The sequence below is a fragment of the Methylobacterium sp. C25 genome, assembly GCF_021352225.1.
Taxonomy (GTDB): Bacteria; Pseudomonadota; Alphaproteobacteria; order Rhizobiales; family Beijerinckiaceae; genus Methylobacterium.
The window spans coordinates 46,288-64,616 of sequence record NZ_JAAUVI010000013.1 but is presented as its reverse complement, the minus strand read 5'-3'; the positions used below and the strand labels follow the sequence as shown (position 1 = coordinate 64,616).

14 protein-coding genes are annotated in these 18,329 nt (G+C 67.5%); 7 read left to right on the top strand and 7 right to left on the bottom strand.

What is annotated here, in order from left to right:
• Positions 1 to 3: 3 nt before the first annotated feature.
• The 3 genes from HCU64_RS21975 (at position 4) to HCU64_RS21965 (ending at position 3,511) form a co-directional block, all read left to right on the top strand.
• Positions 4 to 885, top strand: a complete 882-nt coding sequence (locus HCU64_RS21975) for a phytoene/squalene synthase family protein (RefSeq protein WP_233386411.1) — start codon at positions 4 to 6, stop codon at positions 883 to 885.
• Positions 886 to 1,032: 147 nt separating this feature from the next.
• Positions 1,033 to 2,772, top strand: coding sequence for an L-lactate permease (locus HCU64_RS21970; RefSeq protein WP_233386410.1), 1,740 nt, complete (start codon positions 1,033 to 1,035; stop codon positions 2,770 to 2,772).
• Positions 2,773 to 2,896: 124 nt separating this feature from the next.
• Positions 2,897 to 3,511 carry a GNAT family N-acetyltransferase gene (locus HCU64_RS21965; protein ID WP_233386409.1) on the top strand — a complete coding sequence of 205 codons (615 nt, stop codon included), beginning with the start codon at positions 2,897 to 2,899 and terminating at the stop codon, positions 3,509 to 3,511.
• On the opposite strand, the gene HCU64_RS21960 is transcribed toward HCU64_RS21965, so the two are convergent.
• Genes HCU64_RS21960 through HCU64_RS21950 form a run of 3 tightly spaced genes read right to left on the bottom strand, consistent with a single transcriptional unit; the run spans position 3,442 to position 7,223 of the window.
• Complete coding sequence (locus HCU64_RS21960; RefSeq protein ID WP_233386408.1) at positions 3,442 to 4,767, bottom strand: MFS transporter; 1,326 nt, start codon at positions 4,765 to 4,767, stop codon at positions 3,442 to 3,444. The two genes, HCU64_RS21965 and HCU64_RS21960, sit on opposite strands and share 70 nt — an antisense overlap.
• On the bottom strand, positions 4,764 to 6,188 hold the full coding sequence (trmFO, locus tag HCU64_RS21955) for a methylenetetrahydrofolate--tRNA-(uracil(54)-C(5))-methyltransferase (FADH(2)-oxidizing) TrmFO (protein WP_233386407.1): 1,425 nt from the start codon (positions 6,186 to 6,188) through the stop codon (positions 4,764 to 4,766). The genes HCU64_RS21960 and trmFO overlap by 4 nt, the downstream gene beginning before the upstream one ends.
• Before the next feature lie 60 nt (positions 6,189 to 6,248).
• The gene (locus HCU64_RS21950; RefSeq protein WP_233386406.1) at positions 6,249 to 7,223 is read right to left on the bottom strand and encodes a S1C family serine protease; all 975 of its coding nucleotides are present in this window, start codon (positions 7,221 to 7,223) and stop codon (positions 6,249 to 6,251) included.
• A gap of 218 nt (positions 7,224 to 7,441) precedes the next feature.
• Between HCU64_RS21950 and HCU64_RS21945 the strand changes: the two genes are divergently transcribed.
• Both HCU64_RS21945 and HCU64_RS21940 read left to right on the top strand, forming a co-directional pair.
• Positions 7,442 to 7,993, top strand: a complete 552-nt coding sequence (locus HCU64_RS21945) for a sigma-70 family RNA polymerase sigma factor (protein WP_233386405.1) — start codon at positions 7,442 to 7,444, stop codon at positions 7,991 to 7,993.
• Positions 7,990 to 8,703 (top strand): anti-sigma factor, encoded by a 714-nt coding sequence (locus HCU64_RS21940; protein ID WP_233386404.1) that lies wholly within the window; start codon positions 7,990 to 7,992, stop codon positions 8,701 to 8,703. The genes HCU64_RS21945 and HCU64_RS21940 overlap by 4 nt, the downstream gene beginning before the upstream one ends.
• Before the next feature lie 193 nt (positions 8,704 to 8,896).
• Here the strand turns inward: HCU64_RS21940 and HCU64_RS21935 are convergent, their stop codons facing one another.
• Together HCU64_RS21935 and uvrA are read right to left on the bottom strand one after the other, a co-directional pair.
• Positions 8,897 to 9,895, bottom strand: a complete 999-nt coding sequence (locus tag HCU64_RS21935; RefSeq protein ID WP_233386403.1) for a transporter — start codon at positions 9,893 to 9,895, stop codon at positions 8,897 to 8,899.
• Between the two features lie 533 nt (positions 9,896 to 10,428).
• The gene (gene uvrA, locus HCU64_RS21930; RefSeq protein WP_233386402.1) at positions 10,429 to 13,470 is read right to left on the bottom strand and encodes an excinuclease ABC subunit UvrA; all 3,042 of its coding nucleotides are present in this window, start codon (positions 13,468 to 13,470) and stop codon (positions 10,429 to 10,431) included.
• A gap of 660 nt (positions 13,471 to 14,130) precedes the next feature.
• On the opposite strand from uvrA, the gene HCU64_RS21925 reads away from it, so the two are divergent.
• Positions 14,131 to 16,284 carry a marine proteobacterial sortase target protein gene (locus HCU64_RS21925; RefSeq protein WP_233386401.1) on the top strand — a complete coding sequence of 718 codons (2,154 nt, stop codon included), beginning with the start codon at positions 14,131 to 14,133 and terminating at the stop codon, positions 16,282 to 16,284.
• Positions 16,284 to 16,883, top strand: coding sequence for a class GN sortase (locus tag HCU64_RS21920; protein WP_233386400.1), 600 nt, complete (start codon positions 16,284 to 16,286; stop codon positions 16,881 to 16,883). Before HCU64_RS21925 ends, HCU64_RS21920 begins: the two co-directional genes overlap by 1 nt.
• Before the next feature lie 110 nt (positions 16,884 to 16,993).
• Here the strand turns inward: HCU64_RS21920 and HCU64_RS21915 are convergent, their stop codons facing one another.
• Entirely contained in the window at positions 16,994 to 17,527 is a 534-nt protein-coding gene (locus HCU64_RS21915) for a hypothetical protein (protein WP_233386399.1), read from the bottom strand.
• A 416-nt stretch (positions 17,528 to 17,943) separates the two neighbouring features.
• Positions 17,944 to 18,249: a hypothetical protein gene (locus HCU64_RS21910; protein WP_233386398.1), complete on the bottom strand. Its 306-nt coding sequence runs from the start codon at positions 18,247 to 18,249 to the stop codon at positions 17,944 to 17,946.
• Between the last annotated feature and the right edge of the window lie 80 nt (positions 18,250 to 18,329).

Genomic DNA, 18,329 nt, shown 5'->3' with positions numbered 1-18,329 from the left:
CGCGTGACCCCCACGGACAGCAAGGTCGAATCCGCCGGCGAGGGCCTGGACTTCGCCTTCCGCCATTGCGAGGCGCTGGTCCGGGAGGGCGATCCGGACCGATACCTCGCCACGCTCTTCGCGCCAGCCGCATTCCGTCCCCATCTCTTCGCGCTGGCCGCCTTCAGCCTGACGATCGCGCGCGTACGCGACGCCGCCTCCAACCCGATCGCCGGCGAGATCCGCCTGCAATGGTGGCGCGACGCGCTGCAGGGCGAGGCGAGGGGAGACGTGAAGTCCAATCCCGTCGCTGCGGCCCTCGACGACGCCATCGTCGCCCGCCGACTCGGACGCCAGCCCTTCGTCGATCTGATCGATGCCCGCGTCTTCGATCTCTACGACGATCCGATGCCACGCGTGAACGACCTCGAAGGCTATTGCGGCGAAACCGCCTCGGCCCTGATCCGTCTCGGCGGCCTCATCCTCAGCGACGGTGCCGAGCCCGGCGGCGCGGCGGCGGCCGGCCATGCCGGCGTCGCCTATGGCGTCACGGGCCTCCTGCGCACCCTTCCGTGGCATGCCCGGAACGGACAAGTCTATCTACCGGCCGAACTGCTAAGGCAGAATGGCGTCACTCGTGAGGACGTTGTCACCGGCCGTGGCGGCCCAGGCCTCGTGCGTACCTGCGCGGAACTGCGCGCGCTCGCCCGCCGCCATCTTGACGCCTACCGCTTGGCTCGCGACACCATCGCTCCGGCCGCGCGCCCCGCTTTCCTGCCCATCGCCCTCGTCGAGGGCTACCTGTCGGCGATGGATCGAACGAGCGACGACCCGCTCAACACGATGATCGAGCTACCCCGCTGGAGAAAGGTCTGGCGGCTTTGGCGGACGGCACGGCGGGGCTGACGAAGCACGACTTCATCCGCTTCGGCGGAACGTCCGTGCAACACCCTCTGAATACATGATTACGCCTCGTTGAGACCTTTCTCGTGCTCTGCTAGCGATAGGGTTCAGGCCGGCGAATAGACCGGGCCGAGGGAGGATTACCGCGTCATGCAACCCTGGAATCAAGTCTACGATCCCTTTGGGAACGCGTGGCTATCGACCATCGCGGCGTCGATCCCCGTCATTGCCCTGCTGGCGATGATCGCGAGCGGCAAGGTCAAGGCGCACATCGCCGCCGTCATCGCCCTCGTCATCGCGCTTCTCGTCGCCATCGTAGGCTTCGGCATGCCGACGGGTCTCGCCGGACGCGCCGCCATCCTCGGCATGGTCACCGGCTTCTTCCCGATCGGCTGGATCATCCTCAACGTCATCTTCCTCTACCGCCTAACGGTGGAGAAGGGCTGGTTCGCCATTCTTCAGCAATCGGTCGCCGGGATCACGTCCGATCGCCGCATCCAGCTGCTGCTCGTGGCCTTCGCCTTCGGCGCCTTCTTCGAGGGTGCGGGCGGCTTTGGCACCCCAGTCGCGGTGACGGGCGCCATCCTGATCGGCCTCGGTTTCTCGCCGCTCGCGGCATCCGGCCTTTCGCTGATCGCCAACACTGCCCCCGTGGCGTTCGGTGCGCTCGGCGCGCCGATCCAGGGCCTCGCTTCGGTCACCGGCTATGATCCGAACATCCTCGGAGCGATGATCGGCCGCCAGCTGCCGTTCTTCTCGCTGATCGTGCCGTTCTGGCTGATCTGGGTGTTCGCGGGCTTCCGTGGCATGATCAAGGTCTGGCCGCCGATCCTCGTCACCGGCGCTTCCTTCGCGATCGCCCAGTTCGCGATCTCGAACTACATCAACCCGTGGATCGTCGATATCGGTGCCTCGCTCTTCTCGATGGCTGCGCTGGTCTTGTTCCTGAAGTTCTGGAAGCCTGCCGAGGTTTGGACCTCTCCGGCGCTGCGCGGAAACGATCCCTCGATCGGCTACGGCGAGCCGCGTCCTGTCGCCCTCGGCGCCGGCGTCCCCGGCGACATGCCCAAGGTCCACACCGGCGGCCGCACCGCATCGTCGGGCGAGTTGTTCATGGCCTGGGTCCCGTGGATCATCCTCTCGATCATCGTGGCCATTTGGGGCACCGGCTGGTTCAAGGCCATCGTGAACCCGATCTTCACCTGGAAATACGAGGTGCCGGGCCTGCACAACATGATCATGAAGGTGCCCCCGGTAGTGGCCAAGCCCCTCCCCGAAGGTGCGGTCTTCCTGTTCACCTACATGTCCTACACAGGGACCGGCGTGCTCATCGCCGCGATCATCTCGGGCCTGATCATGCGCTTCTCGCCGTGGCGCCTGATCACCGCCTACATCGAGACGATCTGGGTGCTGCGCTACTCGCTCATCACCATCTCGGCGATGCTCGCACTCGGCGTGCTCACCCGCTACGCCGGTGTGGACGCCACATTGGGTCTCGCTTTCGCGGGAACGGGCATCCTCTATCCTTTCTTCGGCACGCTGCTCGGTTGGCTTGGCGTGGCGCTGACGGGCTCGGATACGGCCTCGAACGTGCTGTTCGGCGGCCTGCAGAGGATCACCTCGGAGCAGCTCGGCCTCTCGGGCGTGCTAATGGCCGCGGCGAACTCGTCCGGTGGCGTCATGGGTAAGATGATCGACGCACAGTCAATCGTCGTGGCCTCTACCGCGACTGGGTATTTCGGACAGGAAGGCAAGATCCTGCGCTTCGTGTTCTGGCACTCGATCGCACTGGCCTGCCTCGTCGGCCTGCTCGTGATGCTCCAGGCCTACGTGCCGCCTTTCACGGACATGGTGATCCACCCGGCCGCCACGGCTGCCGCCCCTCACTGATCGATCGGCAACCTTCGTCGAGAGGCCGTCCCGGATGATCCGGGACGGCCTTTTCGTTTACGCAGATACGGACTTGCGCCGTTCTCCTCTTTCCCAAGGGCCTCGGCGCGCCCACCTTGAGGCTATGGGCATTCTCTCCCGCATTCTGCGAGGCACCCGCTGGGAACGCCTCGCCCTTCCGGTGATCGAGACCGAGCGCCTCGCCATCGCGCCGCTACATCCGGACATGGTGGAGGAGGTGCGCGGCCTCACGGACGATCCGGCCATCACCAACAGCGTCGACTTCCTGCCCGAGCATTTCAGCCTCGCCGATGCCCGCGGCTTGATCCGCGCGGCCGCGACCGGCCGCGACGTCTTTCTCGGATTGGTCGAGCGCGAGGATCGGAGCCTCGTCGGCATCGTTGGTGCCCATCTGCGTGCGCTCGAGGCCATCGAGATCGGCTACTGGGTCGGCGGCGCCGCGCGCGGTCGCGGATACGGGGCCGAAGGCGTCGGCGCCGTGGTCAGGGCGCTGGCCGAAGCCTATCCGCGCCGCGCCATCGTTGCCGAGTGCCGGCCCGAGAACGTGGCCTCGTGGCAGTTGCTGCACAAGCTCGGCTTCCGTCCCACCGGCGACGGCGGAAAGCGCCCGGGGCGGCAGCTCATGGTGTGGGACATCCGCGATGCGCCTCAGGGGCGCTCGACGGCATCCAGCATCGCTACTTCACGGGCGGCTGCGCGGCCCGACGGAGCCCTGTAGACGAGAAGCGTCGCCGCGAGGCCGCAGGCGCCGCCCAGGGCCATCCAGAGGCCTGGGGCAGCCTTGTCGCCGAGTTCCTTGATGGCCCAGGTCGAGATGATCGGCGTCATGCCGCCGAACAGCGCCGTCGCCAGCGAATAGGCCAGGGAGAAGCCCGCGGTGCGGACCTCGCTCGGCACGATCTCCGTGAGCGCCACCACCATGGCGCCGTTGTAGCTGCCGTAGAGGAACGAGAACCACAGCAGCACGCCGAGAAGCGCCGAGAAGCTCGCATGGCCCGTGAGCCAGGAGAGCGCCGGATAGGCGGTGAGCAGGGTCAGCGTCGAGAAGACGAGCAGGATGGGCTTGCGGCCGATCCGATCGGAGAGGGCGCCCATCACCGGCAGCCAGAAGAAGTTGGAGACGGCGATGAGGAAGGTGACGATCAGGCTGTCGGTATCGCTCAAGCCGAGCACCATCCGGCCGAAAGTCGGGGTGTAGACCGTGATCGCGTAGAAGCTGATCGTCGTCATCGCGACGAGCAACATGCCGAGCAGCACGATGCGGCGGTTCTGCAACAGTTTGCGCAGACTCTCGCCAAGCTCCGGATGATGCTTGCGCTTGGCGAAAACCTCCGTCTCCTGCAGCGAGGCGCGGATGTAGAACAGGAACGGCACTAGCAGGCAGCTCAGCAGGAACGGGATGCGCCAGCCCCAATGGGCCATCTGCTCGGGCAGCAGCGCGCGATTGAGCCCGAAGCCGATCGCCGCGGCGGCCATCACCGCGACCTGCTGGCTCGCCGATTGCCAGGCGACCGTGAAGCCCTCGCGGCCGGGCTTGGCCAGTTCCGCCAGATAGACCGAGACGCCGCCGAGCTCGGCGCCCGCCGAGAATCCCTGGAGCAGGCGGCCCGCCAGCACCAGGAGCGGGGCCGCGAGGCCGAGGGTGGCGTAGGAGGGCACGAAGGCGATCAGCACCGTGCCCATCGCCATGATCGCCAGCGTGACGATCAGGCCCTTCCGGCGACCGGCCCGGTCGGTGAAGGCGCCGAGCACGATGGCGCCGAGAGGGCGCATCAGGAAGCCCGCGCCGAAGGTGGCGAAGGTGAGCATCAGCGACGCGAAGGCGCTCTCGGCCGGGAAGAACGCAGCCGCGATGTGGTTCGCGTAGAAGCCGAACAGGAAGAAATCGAACATCTCCAGGAAATTCCCGGAGGTGACGCGCAGGATGGCGCCGAGCGTCGATCCCGACGCCTGCCCGTGCGCGGTCTCGCTCACTCGGCGGCCGCGCGCGGTGCGTCGCCGCCCATCCAGGCCGCGAGATCGGCCCGCGCCCGATCGGTGAGCGCGCGCTTCTTCAGCGCGGCCTTCTCCGGTCCGCGCAGCCTGTTGCCGGTCTCGTTGCGCGGGGCGCGCTCGAGCGGCGGAAACAGCCCGAAATTCACGTTCATCGGCTGGAATGAGCGTGGCTTGCCGGCCTCCTCCTCGGCGATGATGTGGCCGCCGGTGATATGCGCGATCAACGCGCCGAGCGCGGTGGTCTGGGGCAGCGGAGCCAGCGGGTGGCCCAACCGCTCGGCGACGGCGAAGCGTCCGGCCATCAGCCCGACCGCAGCGCTCTCGACATAGCCCTCGCAGCCGGTGATCTGGCCGGCGAAGCGCAAGCGCGGCTCGGCCTTCAGGCGCAGCGTGGCATCGAGCAGGCGCGGGCTGTCGAGATAGGTGTTGCGGTGCAGGCCGCCGAGGCGAGCGAACTCGGCATTCTCCAGACCCGGAATCGTGCGGAAGACCCGCACCTGCTCGGCATGCTTCAGCTTCGTCTGGAAGCCGACCATGTTGTAGAGCGTGCCCAGGGCGTTGTCCTGGCGCAGCTGGACGATGGCGCAGGCCTTCACGGTCGGATCATGCGGGTTAGTGAGCCCGACCGGCTTCATCGGCCCGTGGCGCAGGGTCTCCGGGCCGCGTTCGGCCATCACCTCGATCGGCAGGCAGCCGTCGAAATAGGGGGTCGAGGCCTCCCATTCCTTGAAGCTGGTCTTCTCGCCCTCGATCAGTGCCTGGATGAAGGCGTCATACTGCTCCCGGTTCATCGGGCAGTTCAGATAGTCCGCGCCCGTGCCGCCCGGACCGGCCTTGTCGTAGCGCGATTGGAACCAGGCCTTGCCCATGTCGATCGAGTCGCGATGCACGATCGGCGCGATGGCATCGAAGAAGGCGAGCGATTCCGCGCCGGTCAGCCGGGCGATGGCTTCGGCCAGGGCCGGGGAGGTGAGGGGGCCTGTGGCAACGATCACCTGTCCCCATTGGGCCGGAGGAAGGCCGTCGACCTCCTCGCGCACGACGCTGACGTTGGGATGGGCGTCGAGGGCCGCGGTCACCGCAGCGGCAAACCCGTCCCGGTCGACCGCAAGCGCGCCGCCGGCAGGCACTTGATGGGCGTCGGCCGAGCGCATGATCAGCGAGCCGAGGGTCCGCATCTCCTGATGCAGCAAGCCGACGGCATTGCCGTTGGCATCGTCCGACCGGAAGGAATTGGAGCAGACGAGCTCGGCCAGATCCTGCGACTGATGCGCGTCGGTGCGTCGGTGCGGGCGCATCTCGTGCAGGACGACCGAATGGCCGGCCTCGGCGATCTGCCAAGCCGCTTCCGAGCCTGCGAGGCCACCGCCGACAATGTGAATGGGGTCCGTTCCGGTCATGCGCCGGAATAGCGGATCGCCCCCTGGCCGATCAACGGGCGCGATCGCATCCGCGCGAGCTCAGTGCAGCTTGGGTCGCACCAGATAGGTGTTGCGATCCGCAGACGTCACGGAGAGCGCGATCGCCGTCCCGTCGCGGTGGACGCTCAACGGCACACGCGCACCCGCATCGCCGAGCGCCCAGACCTGCCGAAAGAAGCCGGCGAGGTCGGCGACGGGCTCACCCGCGACGGCCGAGAGGATGTCTCCGGCACGCAGATCCGACGCCTGAGCCGGTCCGTCATCGACCAGCCCCATCACCACGACGCCGTCCTCGGTCTCCGTGGCGTAGAGGCCGAGCCAGGGCCGTGGCGGCGCATTGGTGCGCCCCTGAAGGCGCAACTCGTCGAGGATCGGGGGCAGGAGATCGATCGGCACGACCATGTTGATGGCCTGCGTCCGGCCACCGCCGCCCTGCTGGAGTTGCAGCGAGCCGATGCCGAGGAGATCACCGCCCGGGCCGATCAGCGCGGTGCCCCCCCAATGCGGGTGAGCGGGCGCCGTGAACAGGGCCTCTTCCAGCAGGTATTCCCAGTAGCCCGCAAATTCCTGGCGCGCGACGAGCTCCACAGCGACACTGTGCCCCCGCCCACCGGCGCCCGCGACGACCGCCTTGTCGCCGATCTTGAGGCTGTCCGAGCGGCCGATCTTGAGAGCTGGAAGGTCGAGCACGCCGAGTGCCTGGACCAGCCCGAAGCCCGTCGCCGCATCGAATCCGACGACGTGCGCTGGCACAGAGCGGCCGTCATGGGTGGTCAGCCAGACCGATTCGGCCTCCATGATGAGATAGCCGACGGTGAGCACCAGCCCATCCGCGCCGATCACCACGCCGTTGCCCGCCCGCTCGGTGCCGAGCGTATCGGCCGTGAAGGCCTCTGACGGCACGCGGCTCGACAAGGAGACCACGGAGGTCAGCGCGCGTTCGAGATCGTAGCTGTAGTCGGACGGCTTGGGCTGCACGGAGGTTGGAATCCTGGATACGTCTGGGACGGCCATCGGCCTCCCTCCGGTGAGATTGGCGCCTAGCCGGAGAAATAGGTGCGGGGATGCCGTCCGACACCCGCGACTGCACGATCGTGATCCGTGAACAAGCTCAGGCGCCCCGTGGCATCCCGGCAAGCACTCGGCTAATGAAGGCGACAACGTTCCGCAGAGCGAACGGTTTGGCTAGGATCCAAAAGACGCCATGTCACGCGACCGACAGGTGACTCCTCGTGCGTGACGATCCGACCTTGGCAAGGCTCCTGCGCGAGATCGCCGCCGGAGACCAATCCTCCCTGCGGGTGCTCTACGATCTGACCGCCCCGAAACTATTCGGGATCATCCTGCGTATCCAGCGCGACAGGAGTTTGGCCGAGGACGTGCTTCAGGACGTGTACTTGAAGATCTGGCAGGCGGCCGGTTCCTACGTCCCCGAGAACGGTCGGCCGCTGCCATGGCTCTCCACCATCGCACGTAACCGCGCGATCGACGGAGTGCGGCGTAAAGGCGAGGTACAGGGTCCGGTGCGCGAAGACGGAGAGGATTGGCTGGAGCATTTGGCCGACCCGCGCTCCGGCGAGGGAGCCCTGCTCGACCGCGATGCCTTGAGAGCCTGCCTCGGCCGCCTCGACGCCGTCCAGGCCGAATGCGTGATGCTGGCCTATTGCGAGGGCTGGTCCCGCGAGGAGCTGGCGCGCCGTCACGACAAGCCCGTCAACACCATCAAGACTTGGCTGCATCGCACGCTCGCCAGCCTGAAGGGCTGCCTGGAGGGCGCACGATGAGCGGCGGCCCCTTCGACAGCGACAGCGAATTCCGCGCTGCGGAATATGTGCTGGGCACGCTGCCCTCCGACGAGCGCGCGGCCATGGCGGCCGAACTGGCCCGGGACCCGGTGGCGGAGGCGCGTGTGCGCGACTGGGAACGGCGACTCGCGCCTCTGAGCCTCGCCGTGCCGGACGAGAATCCGCCTCCGCGCCTCTGGAGCGCGATCCAGCAGGCCCTGCCCGGTCCCTCCGCCATTGTCCATCCGGCCAACGACAACCGGATCGCGGCTCTCGCCGCCAAGGTCCGGCGCTGGCGGATGACCGCGACCGGGACCGGCCTGATCGCGGCCGGGCTCGCGCTGTTCGTAGCTGTGGGACCGCGGCCCTCCGAGCCGGACGCGCGGGGGCGCTACGTCGCGGTGGTGACGAGCGGGGGCGACCTGCCAGCGCTGATCGTCAGCGTCGATACGGCCAGCGGCACAGCGCAGGTGCGCCCCGTCGCCGCGAAGGCACCCGACGGGAATAGCCTGCAGCTCTGGTACGTCGGCGCAGACAAGACGCCGAAGCCGATCGGCCTCGTCGGCCCTGGCGCGAGCCGCATCGCCCTGCCGGCCGGCACGAACGGCAGCGAGGGCCTCATCGCCGTCTCGGTCGAGCCCAAGGGCGGCTCGCCGACGGGACAGCCGACGGGGCAGGTGGTCTATACGGGCCGTCTGATCCGGGACTGACGGCCGGGGCGCTTCGTTCATCGACGAATGACCGCTCGGCTGTTGCGAGCAGGCGGCCGTCGCCTTTGATCGAAGCCGCAGCGATCAGATCTGCAACAGGGCATCGACGACAAAGAAAAACCGCCCGACCCGGCTGGGTCGGACGGCTCTTCGGTCTTGACCGTCGGGGCGCTTTGCAGCGCCCCGGTTCGGATCAGTACTTGCGGACGATCGGAGCCGGAGCGGCAGCCGGGGTCGGCGAGTACAGCGGCACGATCACGCGGAACCAGCCTTCGGTCACGTCGCCGTTGCCGTAAGCGCGGCGATCGGACGCCACGTAGTGGGCGACGTAAGCCTGGGCGGTGAAGAGGCCGAAGTCGTAGCCGACGAGACCACCGAGGGCGAAGTAGCCGCGGTTGTTGAAGGCGAGCGAGTTCGCGCTGGTGTCGAGGTTGACGGTACCGTAACCGATGGCACCGAACTCGAACTTGGCCTTGCCCTCGTTGAAGAGGTCGAACTTCTTCGTCGCGGTCAGGTCGAGGTTGAGCGCGTCAGACGGACGATACAGGATCGAACGAGCGATGACGTTGGCGTTCTCGAACCGGCCGGGGGTGTCGTAGAAGTTGTAGGTCAGGTTGGCGGTGATGTTCCAGCCGTCACCGGTGTACGAACCAGCAACGCCGAGACGGTAGGTGTTGGACGACAGCTGGCCGAGAGCCGCGCCGAAGGGGTTCGTCACGACGCCGTTGTTCAGCTTGACGATGCCGCGATCGCCGTCGAGGTCGTTCAGGTACGCGCCGCCGAGGACGCTGACGCCGAAGTTGCCGCCGAGGTCGAAGGCCCAGATGCCGCCGACGAAGGTACCGACGTTGACGGTGAAGTCACGGACGCCGGTGGCGCCACGGCCACGGCCGAAGCCCATGACGGTCGGGGGAGCAACGGCGAGCTCGAGGCGACCACCGAGCGGAACCCACGGGGTCGACCACAGCAGGATCGGGATGTTGATGCCGATATCGACACCGGCGTTGGCCGGGTTGAAGTCGTTGCTGCGGTAGAGGAACGTATTGACGGCGTACACGCCCTCCGGAAGCGGAGCACCGGTCGCGAGGCCGACCTGCTCACCGGGGACGGTGGTGGTCTGAGCGAAAGCGGCGGTGGTCGTCATGCCGGCGGTGAGCGCGAGCGCTCCCGCGGCGAGCCAGTTCTTCAACATTTTCTCATTCCTTCCCAAGGATTTCAGGCGTCCGCCCCGTAGCCCCCGAACGACTTGGTCAGTACCTCGCTTTGCTTCGCGGGTTCTGTACGGTCGTCCCGGGCGCCCCCTTACGGCCCCACCTCAAGTCTCAACGTTGGGAACTATTCTACAGACCGCTCCGGAATGACAGAGCTTTGCCGTAAGGCTGGGCAGTTGCAGATCCACCGTTGCGCAAAAGCCGCATTTTTGCGGCGGAGCAACAAAGGGTTGCGGAGGGCCCCGTCGCGGCATTTTTCGGGCCCCGATCGGCGGACGCTGGAAAAATAGCGCATACCAATCAAAGCCTTGCCGCCCACATCCGGCTCGGGACATTCAAGCAGGGCAGGCGGGAGAATTACGCATTGCGCTGCCGCGCGGGGCCGCATGCCGCCGGGGAGGGCCACCCGCCATGGGCAGCCCAACCACCTCTTCCAAGGTCTGAACGGGCCGGCCGGTACGAATCAAGCGTGGCAGTAAGAGCCGCGCCGAGGTCCGGAGGCTCGCGACTCGCTCTATTCGGCGGCCTGTCGGCGTTTCGCGACCGAGGCTCCGCGCGCTGGCGGGGCGGCGCCTGTCGCCGGACGCCGGGCCAGAACGTCGCGCAGGAATCGCCCGGTATGGCTCACCTTCGATCGGGCAATGTCCTCCGGGGAGCCCTGCGCGACGACGAGGCCGCCACCGTCGCCGCCCTCGGGCCCCATGTCGATCACCCAGTCTGCGGTCTTGATGACCTCGAGGTTGTGCTCGATCACCACGACGGTGTTGCCCTGGTCGACGAGCTCGTGGAGCACCTCCATGAGCTTGGCGACGTCGTGGAAGTGCAGCCCGGTGGTGGGCTCGTCGAGGATGTAGAGCGTGCGGCCGGTGGCGCGCTTCGACAGCTCCTTCGACAGCTTCACGCGCTGCGCCTCGCCCCCCGACAGCGTCGTCGCCTGCTGGCCGACATGGACGTAGTCGAGACCGACGCGCTTCAGCGTCTCCATCTTGTCGCGGATCGAGGGCACCGCCTTGAACAGCTCGGCCGCCTCTTCGACGGTCATGTCGAGCACGTCGGCGATGGAGCGTCCGCGGTACTTCACCTCCAGCGTCTCGCGGTCGTAGCGCTTGCCCTTGCAGACGTCGCAGGTGACGTAGACGTCCGGCAGGAAGTGCATCTCGATCTTGATGACCCCGTCGCCCGAACAGGCCTCGCAGCGGCCGCCCTTCACGTTGAAGGAGAAGCGCCCCGGCTGATAGCCGCGCGCCTTGGCCTCGGGCAGGCCGGCGAACCAGTCTCGGATCGGCGTGAAGGCGCCGGTATAGGTCGCCGGGTTCGAGCGCGGCGTGCGCCCGATCGGCGACTGGTCGATGTCGATGACTTTGTCGAGATGCTCCAGACCCTCGAGCCGATCGAACGGGGCAGGGTGCTCCAGCGCTCCGTTCAGCTTCTTCGCCACCGCCTTGTAGAGCGTGTCGATGACGAGGGTCGACTTGCCGCCGCCCGAGACACCGGTGATGCAGGTGAAGGTGCCGAGCGGAATCGCGACGTCGACGTCCTTCAGATTGTTGCCGCGCGCGCCGAAGAGCTTGAGCGAGCCCTTCTTCGCCGTACGCCGGGCCGCGGGCGTGCGCACCGACATCTGCCCGGTCAGGTACTTCGCGGTCAGCGAGGCCGGATCCTTCAGAACTTCCTCCGGCGTGCCCTGCGCGATGATCTGGCCGCCATGGATGCCGGCACCGGGGCCGACATCGACGACGTAGTCAGCCTGCAGGATCGCATCCTCGTCGTGCTCGACGACGATCACCGAGTTGCCGAGGTCGCGCAGGCGCTTCAGCGTGCCGAGCAGCCGCTCGTTGTCGCGCTGGTGCAGGCCGATGGAGGGCTCGTCGAGCACGTAGAGCACGCCGGTCAGCCCCGAGCCGATCTGCGAGGCGAGGCGGATGCGCTGGCTCTCGCCGCCCGAGAGCGAGCCGGAACCGCGCGCCAGCGTGAGATATTCGAGCCCGACATCGACGAGAAAGGTCAGCCGGTCGCGGATTTCCTTTAGGATGCGGACGGCGATCTCGTTCTGCTTGTCGGTGAGCTTCGACGAAATCTCCGAGAACCAGCGATGGGCGTCGCGCACCGAGAGCGCGGTGACCTGCCCGATATCCTGCATGTCGATCTTCACCGCGAGCGCCTCCTGCTTGAGGCGCTTGCCGTCGCAGGCCTCGCAGGGAGTGGCGCTCATGTAGCGGCCGATGTCTTCGCGCGCCGCGTCGCTCTCCGTCTCCTTGTAGCGCCGCTCCAGGTTCGGGATGACGCCCTCGAAGGGCTTGTTCACGGAGTATGAGCGCAGGCCGTCACTATAGGCGAAGCGCACGGATTGCTTCTCGGTACCGTAGAGGATCGCGATGCGCGCCTCGGTCGGCAAAGCCGCCCAGGGCACCGTGGTCTTGAAGTCGAAATGCTTGGCCAGCGCCTCGAGCGTCTGGTCGTAATAGGGCGAAGTCGACTTCGCCCAGGGCGCAACGGCCCCGCGCTTGAGGCTGAGGGCCTCGTCAGAGATCACGAGTTCGGGGTCGATCCGCATCTCGTGGCCGATGCCACCGCAGGTCGGGCAGGCGCCGAACGGGTTGTTGAAGGAGAACAGCCGCGGCTCGATTTCGGGAATGGTGAAGCCCGAGACCGGGCAGGCGAAGCGCGACGAGAACGTGATCTTTTTCGGGGTTTCGCCCTCCGGCGCATCGGCAAATTCGATGTCGGCGATGCCGTCGGCGAGTTCCAAGGCCGTTTCGAACGACTCGGCGAGGCGGCTCGCCATGTCCTCGCGCACGACGATGCGGTCCACCACCACGTCGATGTCGTGCTTCAGCTTCTTGTCGAGCTTCGGCGCATCGTCGATCGGGTAGTACTCGCCGTCGATGCGAAGGCGCTGAAAACCCTTCTTCTGGTACTCGGCGATTTCCTTGCGGTACTCGCCCTTGCGGCCGCGCACGACGGGCGCGAGCAGGTAGAGCCGAGTCTTCTCCGGCAGCTCCAGCACCCGGTCGACCATCTGGCTCACGGTCTGGCTCTCGATCGGCAGGCCAGTGGCCGGCGAGTAGGGAATGCCGACGCGCGCCCAGAGCAGGCGCATGTAATCGTAGATCTCGGTGACCGTACCCACTGTCGAGCGCGGGTTCTTGGAGGTCGTCTTCTGCTCGATGGAGATGGCCGGCGAGAGCCCGTCGATCTGGTCGACGTCGGGCTTCGACATCATCTCGAGGAACTGCCGTGCATAGGCCGAGAGCGACTCGACGTAGCGGCGCTGGCCCTCGGCATAGATCGTATCGAAGGCGAGCGAGGATTTCCCCGAGCCCGAGAGGCCAGTGAACACCACGAGCTTGTCGCGCGGGATCGTCAGGTCGACATTTTTCAGGTTGTGCTCACGGGCGCCACGGACGGAAATCACACGCCGGTCGTGCGCGGACACGCCTTCGTCGAACAGCCTGTTCAGCTCAGCATCTGACTTTTCGACGCGTTTTGCCGCCGGTTTCGCACCTGATGGGCGCGGCGGCTTCGTCGGCTTGGCGGCGGATGTGGCTCTGGCCATGCGGGGGCTCAGTCTCGGATCTGGTCGTGGCGGCACGCGGATGGGGCGACACCGCGTGACACCCATGTCGTGTTCCGCGGAACTTGGACAAGGCAGTTCAGCGCATCCCTACCGATCGGAACGAACAGAGTACAGAGCCGACCTTGTTGGATACCTCTCCTCGGACTGACGGGAGCAGGTTCTACGCAATCGTCCAGGTCCGGAATGCGGTGCGAGACATCGGGGGAGCGCCGATATCGCGATGAGCGCCATGCCGGACCGAACGACATTTCTGATCATCGCCGTGACGGCGGCGCTCGCCGCCGTTCTTCTGGTTCGAACCAGAGAGTGCGCGGGTGCCCGTTACGTTAGCGGGACGTTACGGGGCCACTTCGTCTGCCCCAAGCGATGACCGAAGGATGATGGCAAGCCTGCCGTATCCATTCGAAACGGGCTGCGGCTTCGCGTTCACGCGGCAGCGTGTCCCGTGGTCGGCAGTGGAAGATGCCGAAAACTGCAGATTCGGCACGAAACGCACTGGACCGCACGAATCCGCCTTCGCCCGCCGCCTGCGTCCGGAACACGGCCGAACAAGCGTGACACTTCCCGTGGCGGGGCAGGGCGCTCTGGATGACGCTTCTGGTCGATCCGGCACCGAAGCCGGGCGATCGGAGAGCCACCATGTCAGTCCTCGCCTTCCCACTCGCGCGAACGCGGCCCCGGGCCGCGCGCCTTTATCCTCTGATCCTCGGGCTCGTCGCCCTGTTCAGTGTCCCTGGCGCGCCCCGCGCGGCGACGCTTCCGCCCGGCAGCGGCGAACTCGTCCTGCGCGGTCCGGACGACGCTGCCCCGGTCGAGGCGCCCCGCCTGATGACCGATGTCACCGTCGACGTCAGCGGCCCCACTGCCCGTGCCGTCGTCACCCAGGCCTTCCGCAACACCACCAAGGAATGGGTCGAGGGCACCTACGTCTACCCGCTTCCGGAGGATGCGGCGGTGGACAGCATGAAGCTCGTCATCGGCGATCGCATCGTCGTCGCCGACATCCGCGAGCGCGCCCAGGCCAAGCGCGACTACGAGGCGGCCAAGAGTGAGGGAAAGACGGCGGCCCTCACCGAGCAGGAGCGGCCCAACGTCTTCACCAACGCGGTGGCCAATATCGGCCCCGGCGAAACCGTGCTGGTGCGCATCGAGTACCAGCAGACCGTGCGCCATAGCGGCGACCGCTATTCACTGCGCGTCCCCCTCGTCGTCGCGCCACGCTACAACCCGGCCCCGCCGATCGTGAACCTCGTCGGCGAGGACCCGGCCACGGGCGGGGCCGATCCGGTGCCCGACCGCGACCGCATCACTCCGCCGGTCCTCGATCCCTCGACGCACGCGCCGGTGAACCCGGTGACGGTGCATGTCAGCCTCAAGGCCGGCTTCGACCTCGGCGCGCTCCGCAGCGACACCCACAAGGTCAAGATCGAGGAGACCGGCCCGCAGAGCCGCACGATCAGCCTCGCCGACGGTCCGGTTCCGGCGGACAGCGATTTCGAGTTGGTCTGGAAGCCCGCCCCGAGCGTGACGCCGACCGTCGGCCTGTTCCGCGAGCATGTCGGCGACCGGGACTACGTCCTCGCCGCGGTGACGCCGCCAGAGGGCAAGGCCGGCCCGCGGCTTCCGCGTGACGTGACCTTCGTCATCGACAATTCCGGCTCAATGGGCGGCACTTCGATCCGCCAGGCCAAGGCCGGCCTGCTGGCTGCGCTCGACCGCCTCGGCCCGAGCGACCGCTTCAACGTCATCCGCTTCGACCACACCATGGACAGCGTCTTCCCGGCTACCGTGCCGGCGGATCAGGCCAATCTCGACCGGGCCAAAGCCTATGTCGCGGCACTCGAGGCCAATGGCGGCACCGAGATGCTGGCCCCGCTGCAGGCGGCCCTCAAGGACTCCAATCCGGAGGACACGAAAAGCATCCGTCAGGTCGTCTTCCTGACCGATGGCGCCATCGGCAACGAGGACCAGATCTTTTCCGCCATCGCGGCGGGGAGAGGCCGCTCGCGGCTCTTCATGGTGGGCATCGGCTCGGCGCCGAACGGCCATCTCATGCAGCACGCAGCAGAGCTCGGCCGGGGCAGTTACACCAACATCAGCACGATCGATCAGGTCGCCGAGCGCACCCGCGAACTCTTCTCCAAGCTCGAAAGCCCAGTCGTCACCGACATCACGGCCACCTTCTCGGAAGGAGGAGCGGACGTGACGCCGGACCTGCTGCCCGACCTCTATCGGGGCGAGCCGCTGGTGCTCTCGGCCAAGCTGCCGAAGGCGAACGGCACGCTGACGCTGAGCGGACGCATCGGCGACAAGACCTGGACGCAGACGCTCGACCTCTCGTCCGCTCCCGAGGGCGCCGGTATCTCCAAGGCCTGGGCGCGGGCCAAGATCGGCGACGCCGAGACCGCGCGCATCACCGGTAAGATGAATGCCGAGACGGCGGATGCGGCGATCCTCAAGCTGGCGCTGGGCCACAAGCTGATGACGCGGCTCACCAGTCTCGTCGCCATCGATGCCACCCCCCGCCGCCCGGCCGGTGCCCGCCTGACCTCGGCCGAGCTGCCGCTCAACCTGCCGGCAGGCTGGGATTTCGAGAAGGTCTTTGGGCCCGCTGGCGAGCGGGCTGCGCCGATCGCGCCGCCCCCGGTTCAGCGCCGTGCCGAATTGCGGAAAGCCGTCGCCCCGGGCGTAGCCCTCCCTCAGACGGCGACGGATTTCGAGATCCGCGTCTGGCTCGGCCTGACGCTCCTGGGCCTCGGCCTGCTCGTCGCCCGCACGCGCCGGTTCGCCTGATGCGCGCCGCCATCACGCTCAAGACGGGGAGGGCGGCTGCGGCCGCCCTCCTCATCGTCTGCGGCCTCGGGCTGACGGCTCAAGGAGCCTGGATCCCCGCCAAGGCCGCTCTCGCCCAAGCGCTGTTGGAGCGGGCCTTTGCCGAGACGCTGGCCAGCGGCCGACCCGAAAAGCCCTGGCCATGGGCCGACACGGTGCCGGTGGCGCGCCTGACGCTCGGCGGCGAGAGCTACATCGCGCTCGCTGGCAGCAGCGGCCAGGCCCTCGCCTTCGGCCCCGGCCATGTCGAGGGCACCCCTCAGGCCGGCGAGCCCGGCACGGCGGTCTATGCCGCGCATCGGGACACGCAGTTCGCGGTGCTGGGACGCCTCAAGCCAGGCGACCCGATCGATGTCACGCGCTCCGACGGCACCACGGCGACTTTCCGCGTTACCGGCAGCCGCGTCGCCCGCTGGGACGAATCCGGCATCGATCCGCAGGCGCCGGGGCGGAGGCTCGCCCTCTCGACCTGCTGGCCGCTCGACGCGGTGACGCACGGACCGTTGCGGTTGATCGTGGAGGCGCAGAGCGAGGCGCGGGGTCCGGTCCAGCCGCAGTGAGGCGCGCAGCGCTCACTGCGCGTCGGCCCGGAACTCGCCCGAGCCAGCTTCTCGCTCGAGCGCGAGCCCCGAAAACCACGCTCGGCCTCGTCGCGCACAACAAGTGATCGTCACGGGGACTTGGAGGCTCGGGCAGTCATCTCGGCAGCCCGGCGATACCAGAGAGCAGCTTTCTCGGTTTGGCCGGTGGCACGTGACCGGATCGACTTCAGGTAGGCCGGATCGTAGCTCCTCGCCATGCCGATCGCGCCGAGGACGTCGCCGGCCTTGAAGGCCTCTTCGTAGATGTAGCGGGCGATCGTGATCTGGCCGCGGCTCAGGTATCCGTCGGCCGCCTTGATCTTCTCATTCGGGACCAGAGACTCCGTGCCGGCCACTTTGTCCTCTTCGCCGGAGCCGACCGCTTCGGGCTTGGCCGGCAGGCTCGCGGTGGCGTCTGCCGGCTTCGGGGGCGATGCGGAGGTGGCGGGATCGGTGGATGCCGTCCCGGACGAGGGGGAGGAAGTCTCGCTCTGCGGCTCGAGAGCCGGGGGCGGCAGATCTGCGATCTGCTCCGGGACGGATTCTCCCTGTTCGACGACACGCCGGGACTCCGGGGCCTTCCAGGGAGTCCACAGGTCACTTTTCGCCGGGGGCGGCGGCATTGGTGCGGTCGTCGGTGCAGGCGTTGGCGGTGTTGGAGGCGCGGTCGACGCCACGGGTCCACTCGTTTTCGGAAGGGCCACCGTCTGCAGTTGCTCTGCCGGCTGCCGCTGCCGGCTTGCGACGAACACGACCGCGCCGATCCCGAGGAGACCGCAGGCTGCGATCGTCCAAATGACCCAACCGTACTGTCGAACAGCGCGGCGCAGCCTAGTCTCGGAGATGAAGCTTTCCGGCTCCGACAAGGCGGATTTCGGCGAAGATTGCCGTGTCATGGGCATCTCCCGACCCAGCGACCAACTGCCCTGAGCCGTTGAGACAAGTCCTCACGCTCCTTTCGGGCAGCTGATACTCGTTACTGCTAGCACGGGGCGACGGGAAATCGACTCGCTTATTGCGCCGGACGAGAGGCTTGTCCTCATCGGACGCCATCATCGAACGACGTTGCACAGCGCCGAAGCGACATGCCATCGCGATTACGGGCCTCGACCACAGTTCCTCCGCGCCCCGCACAGGCGCTGGCGAAGGCATCCGGCGCAGCCGGACGAGAGTGAAACACGGTGTTGACGGCCTTGAGCGCCGCCGTGGCGCCGTCCACGACGGACGAGACACCGTTCGCGATGCTCGCGCCGCCCGATTGCTGCAGCCAGGCCGCAGCACCGGCAATCAGAACCGCCGCGACGAGGATCCTGCCGGCTCGGAGCTTCCGGAGGGGCGGCGACACCGCGCAGTGCGGGCAGCATTGCGCGTCGCTGAGGACCGGCTGGCGGCAGCGCCTGCATCGCAGAAGACGCCCCGCCATTT